Genomic DNA, 20,176 nt, shown 5'->3' with positions numbered 1-20,176 from the left:
AGCCGCCCGTGGATACGTTCACCCCGTGGCCGCGCGCGAACGGGCGGTGAGCCACTGGCACGAGCGGTACGAGCAGAGGAGACAGGCCATGACCACCCGTGGAGAGAACCGCGCCGTCGTATTGGGGGGTGGGCTCGCCGGTTTGTTCGCCACCCGCGTGCTCGCCGAGAAGTACGAGCGGGTAACCCTTGTCGACCGGGACCACCTGACCGGTCCGAACCTGCTGCGGCGCGGCCTGCCGCAGGGCCACCACCTGCACGGTCTGCTCTCGCGCGGCCAGCAGATCGCCGAGGAGCTGTTCCCCGGCCTGACCGACAAGATGGTCGCCGACGGCGCGGCCATCGGTGACGCGTCCAAGGACGTGCGCTGGATCATCAACGGCAAGAAGCTGGTTCAGGTCGATTCGGGCCTGGTCTGCCTGACCGCCAGCCGCCCGTTCTTCGAGGGCCACATCCGTGAGCGGGTGCTGGCGCTGCCGAACGTGGAGCTGGCCGAGCAGTCCGACATCAGCCGCCTCGAGGTGGTCGAGGACGGCAAGCGGATCGCCGGCGTGTGGGTGTTCCCGGAGAACTCGCACGAGACCCTGATCCCCGCCGACCTGGTGGTCGACGCCTCGGGTCGCGGTTCGCGCGCCTCGGTGTGGCTCGACGACCTCGAGTTCGGCCGGGTCGAGGAGGAGAAGCACAAGATCGGCATGGGGTACGCCACCCGGTACTACCGCATCCCGGACGAGGCGTTCGGCGACGACATCTCGATCAACACCGTCGCCTCGGCCGGTGTGCCGCGCGGCTGCATCTGCCAGAAGATCGACGGCGGCCGGGCCATCGTGACCGCCTACGGCATCCTCGGCGACCACCCGCCGACCGATCCCGAGGGCTTCCTGGCCTTCATCAAGACCCTTGCCGCGCCGGACATCTACGAGACGCTGCAGCAGGCCGTACCGCTCAACGACCCGGTCGCCTACAAGTTCCCCACCAACCTGCGCCGTCACTACCAGCGCATGACCGCCTTCCCGGCCGGCTTCCTGGTGATCGGTGACGCCGTGGCCAGCTTCAACCCCAGCTACGCGCAGGGTATGACGGTCGCCGCCATGGGTTCGGCCGTGCTGCGCAAGCACGTCCAGGCCGACGGCGAGATCGACCCGCTGGCCTACTTCCGCGATCTGGCGGCCGAGGCCATCGACGGCTGCTGGGACATGGCGATCGGCGCCGACCTGAGCTACCCCGAGGTCCAGGGTGAGCGCACCCCGGAGATCCTCGAGGCGCACGCCTTCATCGCCAAGGTCCAGGACGCGGCCGCCCGCGACGGCGACGTGTCGCGTGCCTACCAGCGCGTCATCGGCCTGGCCGATCCCGCCACGGTGCTGCACGAGCCGGCCCTCGAAGCCAAGATCTTCGCGGAGTAGTCATGACCGTGGAACGAATCAGCCTGGGCGAGTTCACCTTCGACGTCGACGTCGCCGGTCCCGCCGATGGTCCGGCCGTGCTCCTGCTGCACGGCTTCCCGCACAGCCGCGAGTCCTGGAACGAGGTGGCGCCCATCCTGCACGAGGCCGGGCTGCGCACCATCGCCCCGGATCAGCGCGGGTACTCCGACGGCGCGCGGCCGGCCGGGGTCGCCGACTACGCGCTGCCGAACCTGGTGGCCGACGCGCTCGGCATCCTGGACTCGCTGGGCGTCGAGTCCGCGCACGTGGTCGGTCACGACTGGGGCGCCGCGGTCGCGTGGTATCTCGGTGCGCGCCACCCGGATCGGGTGCGGAGCCTGGTCGCCCTGGCCATCCCGCACCTGGACGCCTACCAGCACGCCTACCGCGTCGACGAAGAGCAGCAGCACAGTTCGCAGTACGTCGAGTTCCTCATGTCGGCCGACTCGGGCGCGCAGTTCCTCGCCGACGACGCCGCCCAGCTGTGGGCGTGGTTCGCCCAGGCGGGGGAGGGTGTGCTGACCCCGGAACAGGTGAGCCGCTACGTCACCAAGCACAGCGACCCGGCCGTGCTCGAGGCCGCGCTGAACTGGTACCGCGCCAACAACCTGCTCGGTGAGCCGTTCGGCTTCGGCCCGGTGACCGTTCCGACGACCTTCGTCTGGAGCGTCACCGACACCGCTGTCAGCAAGCTCGCGGTCACCGAGACCGCCCAGCACGTCACCGGCCCGTACCGGCTGGTCACGCTGGAGAAGACCTCGCACTGGCAGCCGCAGCAGGCGCCGGAAACCGTTGCGGGAGAGATCTTGAACCTGGTGCGCGCCGGAGAGGTCCAGAGCCGATGACCACGATCGAGAACGCACAGGACTACGCCGAACCGTATCTGCTCGGGGTGCTGGCCACGGCCGGGCTCGATGTCGAGTACACCCGCGGTGAGGCCGACACCCTGTACTACCGCAAGGACGGTCAGGAAGTCGCCGTCCTCGACTTCGTCGGCGGCTACGGTTCGACGCTGCTCGGGCACAGCAACCCCGAGCTGATCGAGCACGCCCGTGAACTGCTGGCCGGGCAGACGCCGATCCACGCCCAGTTCTCGCGCCACTCGTACGCCAATCGCGTGGTTTCCCAGCTGAATTCGATCATCCGGCGCGAGCTGGACGACGACGAGAACTACTTCGCGATCTTCGCCAACAGCGGTGCGGAGGCCATCGAGGCCGCCATGAAGCACGCGGAGTTCGAACGCTTCGCACGGATCGCCGGGCTCCGGGCCGACCTCGAGGCCAATGTCGAGGCCGCGCGCGCCGCCGTCGCGGACGGGCGGGCGTCGGGCGACATCGAGGCCCTGGTGGCCGCGGCGACCGCGCACAACGACGGGTTGTTCGCGAGCACGCCGCTGTTCCTGAGCCCCGTCGGATCCTTCCACGGCAAGCTCGCCGGCAGCGTCCAGCTCACCTACAACCCGATCTACCGGTCGGTGTTCTCGGCGCTGGCCGCTCAGGCCCGGTTCGTCCCGATGGACCAGCCCGGCGCGCTCGACGAGATCGTCGCCGCCGAGCGGCGCGACCTGCACGACCTGGAGATCGCCGACGGCCGGGTGCGCGTGACGCCGCGGTCGTTCCCGGTGTTCTGCGCCCTGGTGCTGGAACCGATCCTGGGCGAGGGCGGCATCCACGAGGTGCCGGTGGAATTCGCCAAGGACGTCAACCGGGTCGCCGCCGACCTCGGCATCCCGGTGGTCGTCGACGAGATCCAGGCCGGAATGGGCCGGACCGGAGCGTTCCTGTCCAGCAGCCACCTGGGTCTGCGCGGCGACTACTACGCCATGGCCAAGAGCCTGGGCGGCGGTATCGCCAAGGCCGCGGTGCTGCTGGTGCGTGAGTCGCGGTACCTGCGCGACTTCGAGATGATGCACAGCTCGACCTTCGCCAAGGACAGCTTCTCCTGCCTGATGGCGGAGAAGGTGCTCGGCGTGCTCGAGGCGAACGACGGCGAGGTGTATCGCACGGCGGCGCAACGGGGTTCGGAGCTGCTGACCGCGCTGCGCGGGCTGCGGGCCGAGTTCCCGACGGTGATCGCGGACGTGCGCGGGCGCGGCCTGATGGCCGGACTGGAGTTCGCGAACCTGGCCGAGGCGGACTCGCAGGTGCTGCGGGAACTCGACGGCAGTGGCTTCTTCGGCTACTACGTCTCGGGTTTCCTGTTGCGCGAGCACAATATTCGCACCTTCCCCACCTCGAGCGCGGTCTACACCCTGCGGTTCGAGCCGTCGGTCCACCTCACCACGTCCGATATCGACCGGCTGATCGTCGCCCTGCGCGACGTGTGCCTCGAGATTCGCGACGCGGAGGGCGCCCGCCTGGCGCCGATCGCCTGAACGGACAGAAGGAGAGACACACCATGATCGACACCTTCGACGTCGAACGGGTGACCCCGGACGACGAGCGCTACGGCGTGCTCGCGGCCAGCTTCAACGGCCGATGGAGTGGCGCGCCCGAGTACGTGCTGCTGCCCAAGACGGCCGACGAGGCCGTGGCGGCGGTGCAGCACGTGCTCGATCGCGGCGTGCGGTTCGCGCTGCAGAGCAGTGGCGCGTGCTACGAGGACCTGATCGTCAACCCCGACATCCAGGTCATCATCAGTGCGTCGCAACTGAATTCGGTCGAGTACGACGCCGAGCTGTCCGCGTTCGCGGTGGGCCCCGGCGTCAGCACCGCCGACCTGTACCAGAAGCTGTACGACGGCTGGCATGTCACCGTCCCGGCCGGGATCGGTCCGCCGGTCGCGCTGGGCGGGCAGATGACCAATGCGGGTTACGGTCCGCTCTCGCGGCAGTTCGGGCATCTCGTCGACTACCTCGAGGCCGTCGAGGTAGTCGTCGCGGACGCCGACGGCAAGGCCCGCAAGGTCGTGGCGACCCGGCGGGCCGACGACCCGAACCGGGACCTGTGGTGGGCGCACACCGGCGGCGGTGGCGGTACCTACGGGCTGGCCACCAGGTTCTGGCTGCGCGCGCCCGGCGCGACGGGCGCCGAACCGGCCGACCAGTTGCCCTCGGCTCCAGAGGAACTGATCGTGTCCGAGGTCGTCTGGTCCTGGGATCAGCTGACCGAGGACGCGTTCGGCAAGCTGCTTACCACCTTCACCGCCTGGCACGAGAAGCACGCGGGCGTCGACTCGCCGTACGTGAATCTGTTCAGCGCGCTGAAGCCGCGGCACATCTCGGCCGGTGAGTTCCTGATGTCCTCGCAGATCGACGCGGCCACCCCGGACGCCGACCGGCTGCTCGACGAGTTCCTGGCCGCCATGGCCGAGGGCGCCGGCATCACCTACCGGGTCGACGCGCGCAAGCGGGTCGAGTGGATCTCCCACGTCACCGCGTGGGCGGATCTGGGCGGAGACGGCTGGGAAGGCAAGGGGCGCTTCAAGGCCAAGTCGGCCTACCTGCGCACCGCGCTGCCCGCCGATCAGGTGGCGGCCCTGTACCGCAACCTCACCGATCCGGCGTTCGACAACCCCGCCACCCTGGTGGAGATCGCCGGGTACGGCGGCCGTGTCAATACCGTCGAGGCCGCGGAAACAGCGTCCCCGCAGCGGGATTCGATCATCAAGATGCTCTACATCGTGATGTGGGCGACGCCGGAGGAGGACGCGGCCCAGCTGGCCTGGCTGCGCCGCTTCTACGGCGAGGTCTACGCCGCGACCGGCGGAGTGCCGGGACGGGGCGGCGCCAACGACGGCGCGGTCCTGAACTACACCGACACCGATCCGCTGGACCCGGCGCTGCACACCGCGCCGATTCCGTGGCAGGAGCTGTACTTCGGCGCCGCCCTGCCGCGCCTGCGGGAGATCAAGGCGATGTGGGACCCGCGCGGCCACTTCACCCACGCCCTGGCCGTTCGCGGCGACAACTGACCGCACTACCAGATCACCCTGGAGGCATCCGATGACATCGCTCGAGAAGATCGAGTACTTCGACGACCGCTACCGCAAGGCCCGCGCCGAGCTGGGCGGCGCGCTGCCCGACGCCGACACCATCGGCGACTTCATGAGCCGGTGGTACCAGGCGGTGAACTCCGCCGACATCGACGCGCAGCTGGCCATGTGCACCGACGACATCCTGGTCGAGGACCCGGCCATGTTCGGCCGGTTCAGCGAGGGACACGAGGACTTCCGCCTCTTCGCCCAGATCACCTACAAGGCATTCCCGGACATGCGGTTCGAGGCCACCGGTGCGCCGCTGGTGGCCCTGGACGGCAACCGCATCGTGGTGCCCTGGCACGGCCAGGGCACCCTGTCCGGCGGCATCTCCGGCTGGCCGCCGGAGCACCCGGAGGAGCCGGTCGCGGCCACCGGTCGCAAGTTCGATCTGGAGGGTATGGACACCTACGAGTTCCGTGACGGCCTGATCAGCTACTGGCGCATCAGCTACGACAACTTCGAGATGTCGCAGCAGCTGGGCCTGATGGGCTGACACTTCTCCTGATCGGTTCGCGCCGGGCACCGGGTACCCCTCCCCGGTGCCCGGCGCGAAACCGTTCGGTATACGACAAGGGAATTCGTGTGATGGAAAAACGTCTGTCCGGCAACCCTTCTCCGAACGCGTGGATTCGCCGATTCGGTCCGGCGCCCGCCGCCCCGCACCGATTGGTTTGCTTTCCGTACGCGGGCGGATCCGCGAGCTATTTCTTCCGATGGATGCAGGCCCTCGCACCCGAAATCGACGTGCTCGCCATGCAATATCCCGGCCGTCAGGAACGCCGCACCGAAACGGTCGTCGACGATATCGACCGGCTCGCCGATCACATTGCCGCGGAGTTGCTTCCGTGGCTGGACCGGCCCACCGCGTTCTTCGGGCACAGCATGGGCGCGATTCTCGCCTTCGAGGTCGCGCTGCGGCTGGAACGGTCCGGGACCCGGCTCACCGAACTGTTCGTCTCCGGCCGCCGCGCACCCGCCACCAGCCGCGATGAACGCACCTACCTGGCCGATGACGCGGAGCTGCTCGACGATGTCGTCCGCCTGGGCGCGACCGACGCCGCCGCGCTCGCCGATCCGGAGATCGCCGCCATGGTGCTTCCCGTCATCCGTGGCGACTACCGGGCCATCGAACGCTACCGGTGGACCGGCGGGCCCCGGGTGCGCTGCGGGATAACGGCGTTCGCCGGGGACATCGACCCCAAGACCACCGTCGCCGAGATGGCCGAATGGCGGACGCACACGCACGGCGAGTTCGAGTTGCGTGAGTTTCGCGGTGGCCACTTCTTCATCAACGAGCATGTCGACGCGCTGCACACGGAGATCCGCGAACGGGCCACCGGCACCGCTGTGTGGTCGAAATAACTGAATTACCAACGGATTACCAACCTGTTCCGATCGCACGGCTACGTTGAAATCGCGCCTTCTGATGGCGTCACTTCCACACCACGTGCCGAATGGGCAAGGGGGAGAGCCGTTTTGAGTTCCAACAACGCCACCGATAATGCCGGGATCGCCGTCATCGGATTCGCGTGCCGCCTACCCGGCGCGGGCAACCCCGCCGAGTTCTGGGAACTGCTGAGCTCGGGCACCAGCGCCATCTCCTCCTGGCCCGACGACCGCGCCGCGTACGCCGGGGCGGGCGACCGTCCCGAGCGGCGCGGCGCGTTCCTGGCCGATATCGAGGGCTTCGACGCGCCGTTCTTCGGGATCTCCCCGCGCGAGGCGGCCGCGATGGATCCGCGGCAGCGGCTGGTGCTCGAACTCGCCTGGGAGGCCCTGGAAGACGCCGGCACCCGGCCCGAGCAGTTGCGCGGCGGCGATACCGCGGTACTGGTCGGCACCCACCGCGACGACTACGCCGCGCTGCTCGGCACCCTGCCCGAGGACGCCATCACCCATCACAGCCTGACCGGCGCCAGCCGCGGCGTGATCGCCAACCGGGTCTCCTACTTCCTCGGCGTGCACGGGCCCAGCCTGACCGTCGACTCGGTGCAGTCCTCGGCCCTGGTGGCGGTGCACCTGGCGTGCCAGAGCCTGCGCGCCGGCGAGGCGTCCACGGCCCTGGTGGCCGGTGTCAACCTGAACCTGTCCGCGGCGACCGCGGTCGCGACCGAGCGTTTCGGCGGGCTGTCGCCCACCGGCACCTCCGCCGCCTTCGACGCGAGCGCCGACGGATTCGTGCGCGGTGAGGGCGCGGTGGCGCTGCTGCTGAAGCCGCTGGCCGACGCCATCGCGGCCGGTGACCGCGTCCACGGCGTGATCCACGGCAGCGCGGTCAACAATGACGGTGCGACCGAGGGACTCACGGTGCCCGGGCGGGCCGCCCAGGAGCAGGTCCTGCGGGAGGCGTACCGGCGGGCCGGGGTGTCCACGGCACAGGTCCAGTACGTCGAGACACACGGCACCGGGACGCCGGTCGGTGATCCGATCGAGGCGGCCGCGCTCGGCGCGGTACTGGGGTCGGGGCGGACCCGGCCGCTCCCGATCGGCTCGGTGAAGACCAATATCGGGCACCTGGAGGGCGCGGCCGGGCTGGCCGGACTGCTCAAAGTGCTGCTGTGCCTGCGCAATCGGCAGTTGCCGCCGAGCCTGAACTTCTCGGACCCGAATCCCGCGATCCCGTTCGGTGAGCTGAATCTCGCTGTGCAGACCGAGCTTTCGGAGTGGCCCGAGCCCACTGCGCCGCTGCTCGCGGGTGTGAGCTCGTTCGGCATGGGCGGCACCAACTGCCACCTCGTGGTGGGTGAAGCGCCGGAGCGCGAGCCGGTGACCGCGGCGGGCCGTACGCTCGCGGTCGTGCCGTGGGTGCTCTCGGCGCGCACGCCCGAAGCGCTCGCGAGCCAGGCGAAGCGGCTCGCGGAACTCGCCTCGCCGGATCTGGCCGATGTGGGCTGGTCACTGGCCACCACCCGGACGACGTTCGACCACCGCGCCGTGGTCGCCGCGGGTGACGGCCCGGCCCGGCAGCGCGCGCTCGAGGCGCTCGCCGCGGGGCTGCCCGCGCCGCAGCTGGTGACCGGTTCGGTCGAGCCGGGCGAATCCGCGGTGGTGTTCTCCGGCCAGGGCGGTCAGCGGATCGGGATGGGCCAGGAGCTCTACCGCGAATTCCCAGTATTCGCAGCGGAATTCGACGCCATCGCCGCGCATCTGGATCCGGTCCTGGACCGCCCGCTGCGCGACCTCATCGCCACCGGCGTGGACCTGGACGAGACCGGCTACGCGCAGCCGGCGCTGTTCGCGGTGCAGGTGGCGCTGTATCGGTTGGTCGAATCCTGTGGTATCGCAACGGATTTCGTCGCCGGTCACTCCATCGGTGAGATTGCCGCGGCACACGTGGCGGGGGTGCTGTCGCGCGCCGACGCGGCCACCCTGGTCGCGGCGCGCGGACGGCTCATGCAGGCGCTGCCGAGCGGCGGCGCGATGATCGCGCTGGAGGCCACCGAGGACGAGGTCGCGCCACTGCTGGCCGGACTGCCCGAGCTGGGGATCGCCGCCGTCAACGGGCCGCGCGCGGTCGTCATCGCCGGATCGGAGCACGGCGCGGTCGAGGTCGCCGCCCGGGTTTCCGCCATGGGGCGGAAGACCAAGCGGCTCAAGGTCTCCCACGCCTTCCACTCGCCGCTCATGGAGCCGATGCTCGACGAGTTCGCGGCGGTGGTACGGACCCTGACCTTCGCTCAGCCGACCCTGCGGGCGGTGTCCTCGGTGACCGGCGGACCCGCGCAGGAGTGGGCGTCGGCGGACTACTGGGTGCAGCACATCCGGCAGCCGGTCCGATTCATGGACGCCGTCCGAGCGCTCGAAACCTACGGCGTGAGACAGGTATTCGAACTCGGACCCGACGGGGTGTGCTCGGCCATGATCGCCGACGCGGCCGTCGACGCCGAGCGGATCACCGCCGTCCCGGCGCTGCGTCCGGGCCGGGACGAACCCGTCACCATCGTGACCGCGGCGGGGCAGCTGTTCACCCGGGGTGCGCGGATCGACTGGCCCGCACTGTTCTCCGGGTCCGGTGCGCGGGTCGTGGACCTGCCGACGTATCCGTTCCAGCGCCGCAGGTATCCGCTGTTGGGGGGAGCGTCCGTGCCCGCTGTCGCCCCGGCGACGGCCGCGCCCGCCCCGGCGGAGGTGGCGGCCGCCGCTCCCGCGGTGGCGGACATCGATGTGGATGCCCTGGTCACCGGCCACATCCGGGCCGTGCTCGGCTTCGACGCCACCGAACGCGTCGACGTCCACGCCCGCTTCCGTGATCTCGGGTTCGATTCCCTGCTCGGGGTGGAACTGCGCAAGGCGCTCGCGCGCGCCACCGACCTGAGCCTGCCCGGCGGGCTGCTGTTCGACTACCCGACGCCTGCGGCCCTGATCGACTACCTGAACGCCGCGCTCACCGGCACCGCGAACGACGGTGCGGCCGAGGCGTTCACGGCCGCGGGCGACGAGCCCATCGCCATCGTCGGCATGGCCTGCCGCTATCCCGGCGGCATCGCCGGACCCGACGACCTGTGGCGGGTGGTGGCCGACGGCATCGACGCCATCACCGAATTCCCGGCCGACCGCGGGTGGGACGAGGCTCTCTTCGCCGGGGACCGGCCCGGCGGCAGTTACGTGCGGGTCGGCGGCTTCCTCGACCACGCCGACGAGTTCGACGCGGGCCTGTTCGGCATCTCGCCGCGCGAGGCGCTGGCCATGGACCCGCAGCAGCGGCTGCTGCTCGAAACCTCCTGGGAGGCCATCGAACACGCGAGCATCGATCCGCAGTCGCTCGCCGGATCGCGCACGGGAGTGTTCGTCGGTGCGACCGTCTCCGACTACGGCCCCCGCATGCACACGCCCACCGCGGGCACCGAGGGCTACGTGCTGACCGGTACCGCGAACAGCGTGATGTCGGGTCGCATCGCCTACCAGCTGGGCCTGCTCGGCCCGGCGCTGACCGTGGACACCGCGTGCTCCTCGTCGCTGGTCGCCATCCACCTCGCGGTGCGCTCGCTGCGCGCGGGGGAATCCGCCCTGGCGCTGGCCGGTGGCGCGGCCGTGATGGCCAATCCCGGGATGTTCGTGGAGTTCTCGCGCCAGCGCGGCCTGGCGCCCGACGGCCGCTGCAAGCCGTTCGCGGCCGCCGCGGACGGCACGGCGTGGGCCGAGGGCGCGGGCGTGCTGCTGCTGGAGCGGCTCTCCGACGCGCGCCGCAACGGCCACCGGGTGCTCGGTGTCATTCGCGGCACCGCCATCAACCAGGACGGCGCGTCCAATGGCCTGACCGCGCCCAACGGTCCCGCGCAGCGGCGCGTGATCGGCGCGGCCCTCGCCGACGCCGGGCTGACCGCCGGGGCGGTCGACGCGGTGGAGGCCCACGGCACGGGCACCGCGCTGGGCGACCCCATCGAGGCCGACGCCCTGCTCGCGACCTATGGCGCACAGCGTGACTCGGGCCGGCCCTTGTATCTGGGATCGTTGAAATCGAACATCGGCCACGCGCAGGCCGCCGCCGGTGTGGCCGGTGTGATCAAGATGGTGCAGGCCATGCGGCACGGCGTGCTGCCCGGAACCCTGCACCTCGACGCGCCCACGCCGCACGTCGACTGGTCGGCGGGCAGCATCGAACTGCTGGCCCAGCGGCGCGACTGGCCGCGCGGGGCGCACCCGCGCCGGGCCGGTGTGTCCTCCTTCGGCATCAGCGGCACCAACGCCCACCTGGTCCTCGAAGAGGGCGAGTCCGTTTCCCCTGCAGCCGCATTCCCCGCGGACACCTCCGACCCGACCAGAACCGTGGTCGCCGCAGCCGCGCAGACCGAAGCCGGGGTGGCCGCATCCGCTCCCGCCACATCCACGTCCGCTGGATCTGAGAACGCACGCTCGGTAGCCCCGTCCGGGGCAGCCGCATTCGCGGGCGGCGCGGTCGCGCGGCCGGTGGCGTGGCTGGTGTCCGGCCGGGACCGGCAGGCCCTGCGCGCGCAGGCGGGCAAGCTGGACGAGTTCCTCGCCGCGCGGCCGGAAGCGTCGATCGGCGCCTTCGCGGACTCGCTGGTGCGGACCCGGGCGCTGCTGCCCGAACGCGCGGTCGTGGTCGGCCGCACGCACGCGGATTTCCGGTCCGGTCTGGCTGCTCTGCGCGATGGAACCGCTGCGCCGCAGCTGGTTTCGGGACGGGCCGCACGTGCTGTGCGCACCGCGTTCCTGTTCACCGGTCAGGGGGCGCAGCGTCTCGGTATGGGGCAGGAGCTCCATGCCGCCTTCCCCGCCTTCGCCGCGGCCTTCGACGAGGTGTGCGCGGCCTTCGACCCGTGGCTGGCACTGCCGCTGCGCGAGGTCGTTCGCGACAATATCGACGCCCTGGACCGGACCGAGTACACCCAGCCCGCCCTGTTCGCGGTGGAGGTGGCGCTCGCCGCGCTGTGCCGCGAGCTGGGCCTGATTCCCGATGCGGTGGCCGGTCATTCGATCGGTGAGCTGGCGGCGCTGCACGTCGCCGGTGGTATCGGACTGGCCGACGCCGCGAAGCTGGTGGCCGCGCGCGGTCGGCTGATGCAGGCGGCGCGCGCGGGTGGGGCGATGATCGCCATCGGCGCGCCCGCCGACGAGGTGGCCGCATCGCTCGACGGGCACGCGGTGGATATCGCGGCGGTGAACGGACCTGCCTCCGTGGTGATCTCCGGTGACACCGACGCCGCCGAGGCCGTCGCCGAGCGGTGGCGGGCCGCCGGTCATCGCACGCACACGCTGCGGGTCAGCCACGCCTTCCACTCCGCGCACATGGATTCCGCGCTGGCGGAGTTCCGGGCCGTCGCCGAGTCGGTGTCCTTCACCGACCCCGTGATTCCCGTGGTGTCCGCGCTCTCGCCCGAGCGGGCCGATCTCACCTCGCCCGACTACTGGGTGCGTCAGTTACGCGGCACCGTGCGCTTCCTGGACGCCGTACGCCGGCTCGAGGACGACGACATCCGGCTGTTCGTGGAGATCGGCCCCGACGCCGTGCTCACCGCCATGGCCCGTGAATCCTTCGCGACCCCGGCGTCGATCGCGGTGCCCCTGCTGCGTCGCGGCCGCCCCGAGGCCGACACCTTCGTGACCGGTCTGGCCACCGCGCACGTCCACGGCGCGCCCGCCGACCTGACCGCCCTGGTCGAATCGTCCTCGGCCACCGTCGAATTGCCGACCTACGCGTTCCAGCGCGGCAGCTACTGGCTGCGCGGCGGCCTCGAGCGGCCCGCCGCCGGGCATCCGATCCTCACCACCCGGGTCGATCGCGCGGACCGCGACGAGGTGCTCTTCAGCGGCACCCTGACCACCGCCGAACACGGCTGGCTGCGCGACCACGTCATCGCCGGTGCGCCGATCCTGCCCGCCGCCGCGTTCGTGGACTTCGCCGTCGCCGCGGCGAATCTGATGGGCGCCGAACAGGTTTCCGAAGTCGTGGTGGAAGCCGCGCTGCCGCTGGACGGTTCGGTGGAGGTGCAGCTGATCGCCGGCGCCGCCGGAGCGAACGAGCGGCGGCCCTTCACGATCCACGCCCGGACCGCCGAGGACGCGCCCTGGTCGCGGCACGCCTCCGGATTCTTCGACCTCGCCGCCGCGCCCGCCCCCGGCCTCGGCGACGAGTGGCCCGCACCGGATGCCGTCGAGGAGCCGATCGAGCACGCCTACGACCGGCTCGCCGGCCTCGGCTACCAGTACGGCGCCGCCTTCCGCGGCCTGACCCGCTGGTGGCGCACCGGCGACGCGCTGTTCGCGGAAGTGCGGCTGCCCGACGCCCGGATCGACGAGGCGGGTCGCTACGGCCTCCATCCCGCGCTGCTCGACGCCGTCCTGCACCCGCTGGTGCTGGACCTGGCCGATGCCGCCGGGCCCCGGGAGATGCTGCTGCCGTACGCGTTCTCCGCTGTACGCGTGAGCCTTCCGGGCACGAGCGCGCTGCGTGCCCGCCTGATCCGCTCCGGCCGTACGTCGGCCGAGATCACCGTCACCACCGACGACGGCACCCCGGTCGCCGTCATCGGGGCGCTGGACTTCCGGCCCACCGCCGTCGAGGGCTTGGTCGCCAGGCCGCCGCTGTACGCCCTCGCCTGGCAGCCGCTGCCCGAATCCGAGTCCACCGGAACCGAAGTCGAGACCCTCGTCCTCGGCCCCGGAGACACTCCCGAAGAGGTGCACGCGGCCACCATCCTGGCCACCGAATCGATCCAGCGCCACCTGGCCGAGGCAAGCTCGCCGCTCGTCCTCGTCACCCGTGGCGCGGTGGCGACCGCCGCGGGCGAGCGGGTCGACGACCTCGCCGGCGCCGCGGTGTGGGGTCTCGCCCGCGTCGCCGCCGGCGAACACCCCGGACGGGTGCTGGTGCTCGACATTCCGGCGCAGGACGAGATCGGGGAGTGGCCGAACCGTGCCGCCGCCTCCGGGGAAGCCCAGCTCGCCGTCCGCGACGGTGCGCTGCACATCCCCCGGGTCGCCACGCGCACAGCCGAATTCACCGGCACGCCGATCCGCACCGACGGCACCGCGCTGATCACCGGTGGTACCGGCGGCCTCGGCGCGTTGTTCGCCCGTCACCTGGTCGCCGAACACGGTGTGCGCCACCTGCTGCTGGTCAGCCGCCGCGGCCCGGCCACTCCCGGCGCGGAGGACCTGACCGCCGACCTGCGCGCCGCCGGTGCGACCGTCGAGGTGCTCGCGGCCGATATGGCCGACCCGAACGCCGTCGCCGGGGTGCTCGCCGCGATCCCCGCCGACCGTCCGCTGCGGGCGGTGGTGCACGCCGCGGGCACGCTCGCCGACGCCATGATCGACGCGCTGACCGCCGAGCAGATCCACACCGTGCTGCGCCCGAAGGTCGACGCCGCCTGGCAGTTGCACCGGGCCACGGCCGACCTGGATCTCGACGCGTTCATCCTGTTCTCGTCGCTGTCGGGCACCATCGGCACGGCGGGACAGGGCAATTACGCCGCGGCCAACGCCTACCTCGACGGCCTCGCCGCCCATCGCGCCGCCTCGGGCCTGCCCGCCCGCTCCCTGGCGTGGGGTCTGTGGGACACCTCGGTCGGCATGGGGACGGGTCTGTCCGCGGCCGATATCGAGCGCTGGAAGCGCCTGGGCGCACCGCCGTTGCCGGTCGAGACGGGCCTGGCGCTGTTCGACACCGCGCTCGGCAGCCCCGAACCGGTCGTGGTCGCGGCGACCATCGACTATGGCGTGCCCGCCGCGGCCGCCCCGGCCATCCTGCGCGCACCGGTGCGCCGGGGGAACCGGACCGCGGGCGGCACCTGGGCCGACCGCATGACGGCACTCGCCGACGATCGGCGCGCCGACGCGCTGCTGGAGTACGTGCTGAGCGTGAGCGCCGCCGTGCTGGGCCATGATTCGGCCTCCGGCCTCGACGCCGACAGCGCCTTCCGGGAACTGGGCTTCGACTCGCTGGCCGGGCTCGAACTGCGCAACCGGATCGGCGCCGAGACCGGCTTCACCCTGGGCGCGACCGTCGTCTTCGACCACCCGTCGCCGACCGCGCTGGCCACCCACCTCGGGGAACTGCTGCGGCCGAAGCAGCCCGCCGCCGCCACGGTGGCGGTGAAAGCCCGGACTGCCCAGGACGATCCGATCGTGATCGTCGGCATGGCCTGCCGCTATCCCGGTGACGTCCGCACGCCCGGCCACCTGTGGCAGCTGGTCGCCGACGGTGTCGACGCCATCGGCGAGTTCCCGGTCAACCGCGGCTGGAACGTGGACGAACTCTACGATCCGCGCTCCGAACGGCCGGGCACCTCCTCGACCAAGAACGGCGGCTTCCTCTACGACGCCGACCTGTTCGACGCGGACTTCTTCGGCATCTCGCCGCGCGAGGCCACGGCCACCGACCCGCAGCAGCGCCTGCTGCTCGAAACCGCCTGGGAGGCCATGGAATACGCGGCCATCGACCCGGCGACCCTGCGCGGCAGCCGCACCGGCGTCTTCACCGGCGCCATGTACGACGACTACGCCATCCGGGTGCAGGGCGCGGCGGGCGAATTCGAGGGCCTGCTGCTGGCGGGCAACCTGTCCAGCGTGATCTCCGGCCGCCTGGCCTACACCTTCGGTTTCGAGGGTCCCGCGATCACGGTCGACACCGCCTGCTCGTCCTCGCTGGTGGCCATGCACCTGGCCGCGCAGTCGCTGCGCAGCGGGGAATGCGATCTCGCCGTCGCCGGCGGCGTCACGGTGATGTCCACCCCGAACACCTTCGTCGAGTTCTCCCGGCAGCGCGGCCTGTCCGCCGACGGCCGCTGCAAGGCGTTCAGCGCCGACGCCGACGGCACCGGCTGGTCCGAGGGCGTGGGACTGGTGGTGCTGCAACGACTCTCCGACGCCCGCGCCGCCGGGCACGAGGTGCTGGCGGTGCTGCGCGGCACCGCCGTCAACCAGGACGGCGCGTCCAACGGCCTGACCGCGCCGTCGGGCCCGGCGCAGGAGCGGGTGATCCGCGCGGCACTGGCCGACGCCGGACTGTCCGCCGCCGAGGTGGACGCGGTGGAGGCGCACGGCACCGGCACCCGGCTGGGCGACCCGATCGAGGCGCAGGCGCTGCTCGCCACCTACGGCAGCGACCGCGCGGACGACCGGCCGCTGTGGCTCGGATCGTTGAAGTCGAATATCGGTCACTCGCAGGCGGCTTCGGGCGTGGGCGGCGTGATCAAGATGATCGAGGCCATGCGCCGGGGCGTGCTGCCGCGCACCCTGCACGCCGAAACGCCCAGCCCGCACGTGGACTGGGCGTCGGGCGCGGTGCGGCTGCTGACCGAGGCGCGGCCGTGGCCGGAGACCGGGCAGCCGCGCCGGGCCGGTGTGTCGTCGTTCGGTGTCAGCGGCACCAACGCGCACGTCATCCTGGAGCAGCCCGCCCCGCGGACCGCCGTCGCGGTCGCGCCGGAGCAGCCGGTGCCGTGGATCCTGTCCGCCAAGGACGACGCCGGACTGCGGGAGGTGGCCGCCCGGCTGCGCGACCACCTGGCCGAAACCGATGCCCGCCCAGCCGATATCGGCCTCACCCTGGCGACCGGACGCGCGCGGCACGATGTGCGCGCCGCCATCACCGGTGGGCCCGCCGAGCTGGCCCGGGCCCTCGACGACATCGCCGAGGACCGGCCGAACACCGCCGTCGCCCGGGCGCGGCGGGGATCGCGCGGCAAACTGGGCATGCTGTTCACCGGTCAGGGCAGTCAGCGGCTCGGGATGGGTCGCGAACTGTACGAGACCTCACCGGTTTTCGCGGGGGTCTTCGACGAGATCTGCGCGCTGCTGGACCCCGGTCTGGCGCGCCCGCTGCGCGAGGTGCTGTTCGCTCCGGAGGACTCCGCGGACTCGGCGCTGCTCGACCAGACGCATTTCGCGCAGGCCGCGCTGTTCGCCGTCGAGACGGCCCTGTACCGGACGGTCGAAAGTCACGGTCTGCGACCGGATTACCTGACCGGGCACTCGATCGGCGAGGTCGCCGCCGCGCATGCCGCCGGGGTGCTCGACCTGGCCGACGCCGCGACGCTGGTCTCCGCGCGCGGACGGCTCATGCAGGCGGCCCGCTCGCACGGCGCGATGATCGCCGTCGAGGCCACCGAGGCGGAGCTGGCCCCGGACCTGGCCGGGTACGGCGACGCCGTGGTGATCGCCGCGATCAACGGCCCGCGTTCGACCGTCATCTCCGGTGACGCCGACGCGGCCGCCGCGGTCGCCGAGCTGTGGCGCGAACGCGGACGCAAGGTGCGGCAGCTGCCGGTCAGTCACGCCTTCCACTCCCCGCACATGGACGACGTGCTCGACGAATTCCACCGCGCCATCGCGCATCTGGACTTCCGGCCGCCGAGCATTCCCCTGGTCTCCAATGTCACCGGAACCCTGGCCACCGTGGAGGAGGTGACCGACCCCGGGTACTGGGTCCGCCACATCCGCCTCGCGGTGCGCTTCCTCGACGGCATCCGCTACCTCGAGAGCGCCGGCGTCACCGACTTCGTGGAGATCGGGCCCGACGGGGTGCTCTCCGCGCTGGCGCAGCAGACCCTCACCGTCACCGACGGTTTCGCCGCGCCCGTGCTGCGTCGCGGCCGTTCGGAGCGGCAGGCGCTGACCGCCGCGGTGGCGATCGCGGGCATGCGCGGCCACCGCGTGGACTGGGACAGCCTGTACACCGGCGCCCGCCGGGTCGCCGCGCCCACCTACCCGTTCCAGCACAAGCGGTACTGGCTCGAACCCGCCGGCCGGACACCGAATCTCGCCGGGGTGGGCCTGGGGGCCGCCGACCATGAGCTGCTGGGCGCGGCCGTCCCGATCGCGAATCGTGACGAGGTGCGTTTCACCACGCGCCTGGGCGTCGAATCCGTGCCGTGGCTGGCCGATCACGCCCTCGACGGCCTGCCGGTGGTGGCGGGCACCGCGCTGGTCGACATGATCCTGCACGCCGCGGGCCGGGTCGGCTGCGACGAGCTGGCCGAACTCACCATCGGCGCGCCGCTGGTGCTGCCGCCGGGCGGCACCACCGTCCAGGTCGGCATCGGGCTGCCCGACGAACTGGGCCGCCGCGCCGCCGAGGTCCACTCGCGTCGCACCGACGACGGCGAATGGGTCGCCCACGCCGGCGGATTCGTGGTCGCCCGCACCGAGGACCGCGCCGCGGGCACCGTCGGTGCGATCGACGACTCCGAGTTCGACCTCACCGGCGTCTACGAGCGGCTGCACGACCTCGGCTACCAGTACGGTCCCGCGTTCCAGGGGTTGAAGCGGGTGCGCCGCACCGACGAATCCCTGTTCGTCGCGGTCGAACTCCCGGAGGCGCGGCACGGCGACCACGTCGACCTGCACCCGGCTCTGCTCGACGCCGCGCTGCACGCGCTGCTGCCGGGCGTCACCGGCGAGTCGGCCCGCTCGTGGCTGCCCTTCGCGTGGAGCGGCGTGCGGATCCACGCGACCGGAGCGACCGCGCTGCGGGTGCGCATCGACGTGGAGGACGCCGGAACCGACGCGCTGCGGGTATCGCTGCACGCCGACGATCCCGCCGGAGCGCCGGTGGCCACCGTCGATTCGCTGGTCCTGCGGGCTCGCACGGCCGTCACCGCCGCCATCGAGGTGGACGGGCTGCTCGTGCCTCGGCTGCGGCCCGTGCGGACCGAGGGCGACGGCGTCGGGGTGCAGATCATCGAAGCGCCCACCGGCTCGCCCAAGGCCGTGCTGCACGCCACCCTGGAGACCGTCCGCGACTGGCTCGCGCAGTCCGAGGGCGAGCGGCTCGCGATCGTCACCGCCGCGGGCGAACTCGGCCACGCGGGCATCCGCGGCCTGGTCCGGTCGGCGGAGGCGGAGAACCCGGGCCGGGTCACCGTCGTCGAGATCGACGAGTCCGAACGCTCACGCGACGTCCTGGACCGGGCCGCCGCCACAGGTGAACCGCACGTCGTGGTGCGCGACGGCGAACTGTTCGCGCCCCGCCTCGAGCGGATGCGGCAGGTCGCGGGGGAGACCCCGGACTGGTCGCGGGGCACGGTCCTGATCACCGGCGGCACCGGCACCCTGGGCACACTGCTGGCCCGCCACCTGGTGGCCGAGCACGGCGCCCGGGACCTGCTCCTCCTCAGCCGCCGCGGCCCCGCCGCCCCGGGCGCGGCCGAATTGAGCTCGGAGCTGGCCGAATTCGGTGCGCGAGTCGCCATCGTGGCCGCCGACGTGACCGACCGCGACGCGCTCGCCGCCGCTATCGGCGACCGCACCATCGGCGCGGTCGTGCACACCGCGGGCCTCACCGAGGACGGTGTCGTCACCGCTCTCACCCGCGAACAGCTCGACCGGGTGCTGCGGCCCAAGCTCGACGCGGCCTGGCACCTGCACGAACTCACCCTCGCCCACCGGCCCGCGGCCTTCGTCCTGTACTCCTCGGTGGCGGGCCTGCTCGGCACCGCCGGCCAGGCGAACTATGCGGCCGCCAACACCTACCTGGACGGTCTCGCCGAACACCGGCAGGCCCAGGGCCTGCCCGCGACCTCGCTGGCGTGGGGCCTGTGGGCCGGGAGCAGCGAACTCAGCGGCCACCTCGAGGACGTGGACCTGCGGCGGCTCGCCCGCTCGGGCCTGCTGCCCCTCGACCCGGCCGCGGCCCTGGACTTGTTCGACGCCGCCGTCCGCACCGGGGAACCGGTGCTCGCGGTCACCCGGATCGATCAGGAAGCCCTGCGCGCCAACGAGTCCGGGGTGCCCGCGCCGCTGCGGGACCTGGTGCGCACCAAGGCGCGCCGCGCCGCCGCGCCGGCCTCGACCGCACCGGATCCGACGGCCCGGCTGGCCGGACTCGACCCCGACGCGCGCATCCAGGCGCTCGCCGATCTGGTCCGGGCGCGCGCCGCCGCGGCCCTGGGCCACGACGACGACTCCGCCGTCACCCGGGACCGGTCCTTCCAGGAGCTCGGCTTCGACTCGCTCATGGCGGTCGAACTGCGCAACGACCTCGGCAAGGCGCTCGGCCTGGCGCTGCCCGCCACCCTGATCTTCGATCACGCCAACCCGGCGGCCCTGGCCGAACACCTGGCCGGACAGCTCGGATTCGACACCGGCGCCACCGAAGTGCCCGTGCTCGAACTGATCGACGGCCTGCGACCGTCCATCACGGCCGCGTTGACCGACACCGACACCGGCCAGGCCGCGGCCATCGCGGCCCGGCTGCGGGAACTGCTGAGCCTGGTCACCGCCGACACCGGCTTCGAGGGCGATCTCGACGCGGCGACCGACGACGAGCTCTACGCGCTCATCGACGAGCTCGACTGAATTCCCCCA

At 72.0% G+C, this 20,176-nt stretch carries 7 protein-coding genes; all 7 read left to right on the top strand.

Going from position 1 to position 20,176, the window contains the following annotated elements; translation table 11 throughout:
• Positions 1–88: 88 nt before the first annotated feature.
• Entirely contained in the window at positions 89–1,405 is a 1,317-nt protein-coding gene (locus ACFYTS_RS29530; RefSeq protein WP_357284315.1) for an FAD-dependent oxidoreductase, read from the top strand.
• Positions 1,406–1,407: 2 nt separating this feature from the next.
• Positions 1,408–2,271 carry an alpha/beta fold hydrolase gene (locus ACFYTS_RS29525; RefSeq protein ID WP_387308802.1) on the top strand — a complete coding sequence of 288 codons (864 nt, stop codon included), beginning with the start codon at positions 1,408–1,410 and terminating at the stop codon, positions 2,269–2,271.
• Positions 2,268–3,800 (top strand): aspartate aminotransferase family protein, encoded by a 1,533-nt coding sequence (locus tag ACFYTS_RS29520; protein WP_387308799.1) that lies wholly within the window; start codon positions 2,268–2,270, stop codon positions 3,798–3,800. The genes ACFYTS_RS29525 and ACFYTS_RS29520 overlap by 4 nt, the downstream gene beginning before the upstream one ends.
• A gap of 23 nt (positions 3,801–3,823) precedes the next feature.
• Entirely contained in the window at positions 3,824–5,338 is a 1,515-nt protein-coding gene (locus ACFYTS_RS29515; RefSeq protein WP_387308797.1) for an FAD-binding oxidoreductase, read from the top strand.
• 31 nt (positions 5,339–5,369) lie between these two features.
• Entirely contained in the window at positions 5,370–5,897 is a 528-nt protein-coding gene (locus tag ACFYTS_RS29510; RefSeq protein ID WP_387308795.1) for an ester cyclase, read from the top strand.
• Positions 5,898–5,989: 92 nt separating this feature from the next.
• Entirely contained in the window at positions 5,990–6,766 is a 777-nt protein-coding gene (locus ACFYTS_RS29505) for a thioesterase II family protein (protein ID WP_387308793.1), read from the top strand.
• Positions 6,767–6,880: 114 nt separating this feature from the next.
• A complete protein-coding gene (locus tag ACFYTS_RS29500; RefSeq protein WP_387308791.1) occupies positions 6,881–20,167 on the top strand; it encodes an SDR family NAD(P)-dependent oxidoreductase in 13,287 nt (4,428 codons plus the stop codon).
• Positions 20,168–20,176: the final 9 nt, after the last annotated feature.

Source organism: Nocardia sp. NPDC004151 (assembly GCF_042874235.1).
Classification (GTDB): Bacteria; Actinomycetota; Actinomycetes; order Mycobacteriales; family Mycobacteriaceae; genus Nocardia.
This window is presented reverse-complemented; position numbering and strand designations above follow the sequence as displayed.

What these genes read in the sequence shown, in the direction of transcription:
- ACFYTS_RS29525 (WP_387308802.1), top strand. Translation starts at nt 1,408, where the DNA reads ATGACCGTGGAACGAATCAGCCTGGGCGAGTTCACCTTCGACGTCGAC.
- ACFYTS_RS29505 (WP_387308793.1), top strand. Translation starts at nt 5,990, where the DNA reads ATGGAAAAACGTCTGTCCGGCAACCCTTCTCCGAACGCGTGGATTCGC.
- ACFYTS_RS29530 (WP_357284315.1), top strand. Translation starts at nt 89, where the DNA reads ATGACCACCCGTGGAGAGAACCGCGCCGTCGTATTGGGGGGTGGGCTC.
- ACFYTS_RS29510 (WP_387308795.1), top strand. Translation starts at nt 5,370, where the DNA reads ATGACATCGCTCGAGAAGATCGAGTACTTCGACGACCGCTACCGCAAG.
- ACFYTS_RS29515 (WP_387308797.1), top strand. Translation starts at nt 3,824, where the DNA reads ATGATCGACACCTTCGACGTCGAACGGGTGACCCCGGACGACGAGCGC.
- ACFYTS_RS29520 (WP_387308799.1), top strand. Translation starts at nt 2,268, where the DNA reads ATGACCACGATCGAGAACGCACAGGACTACGCCGAACCGTATCTGCTC.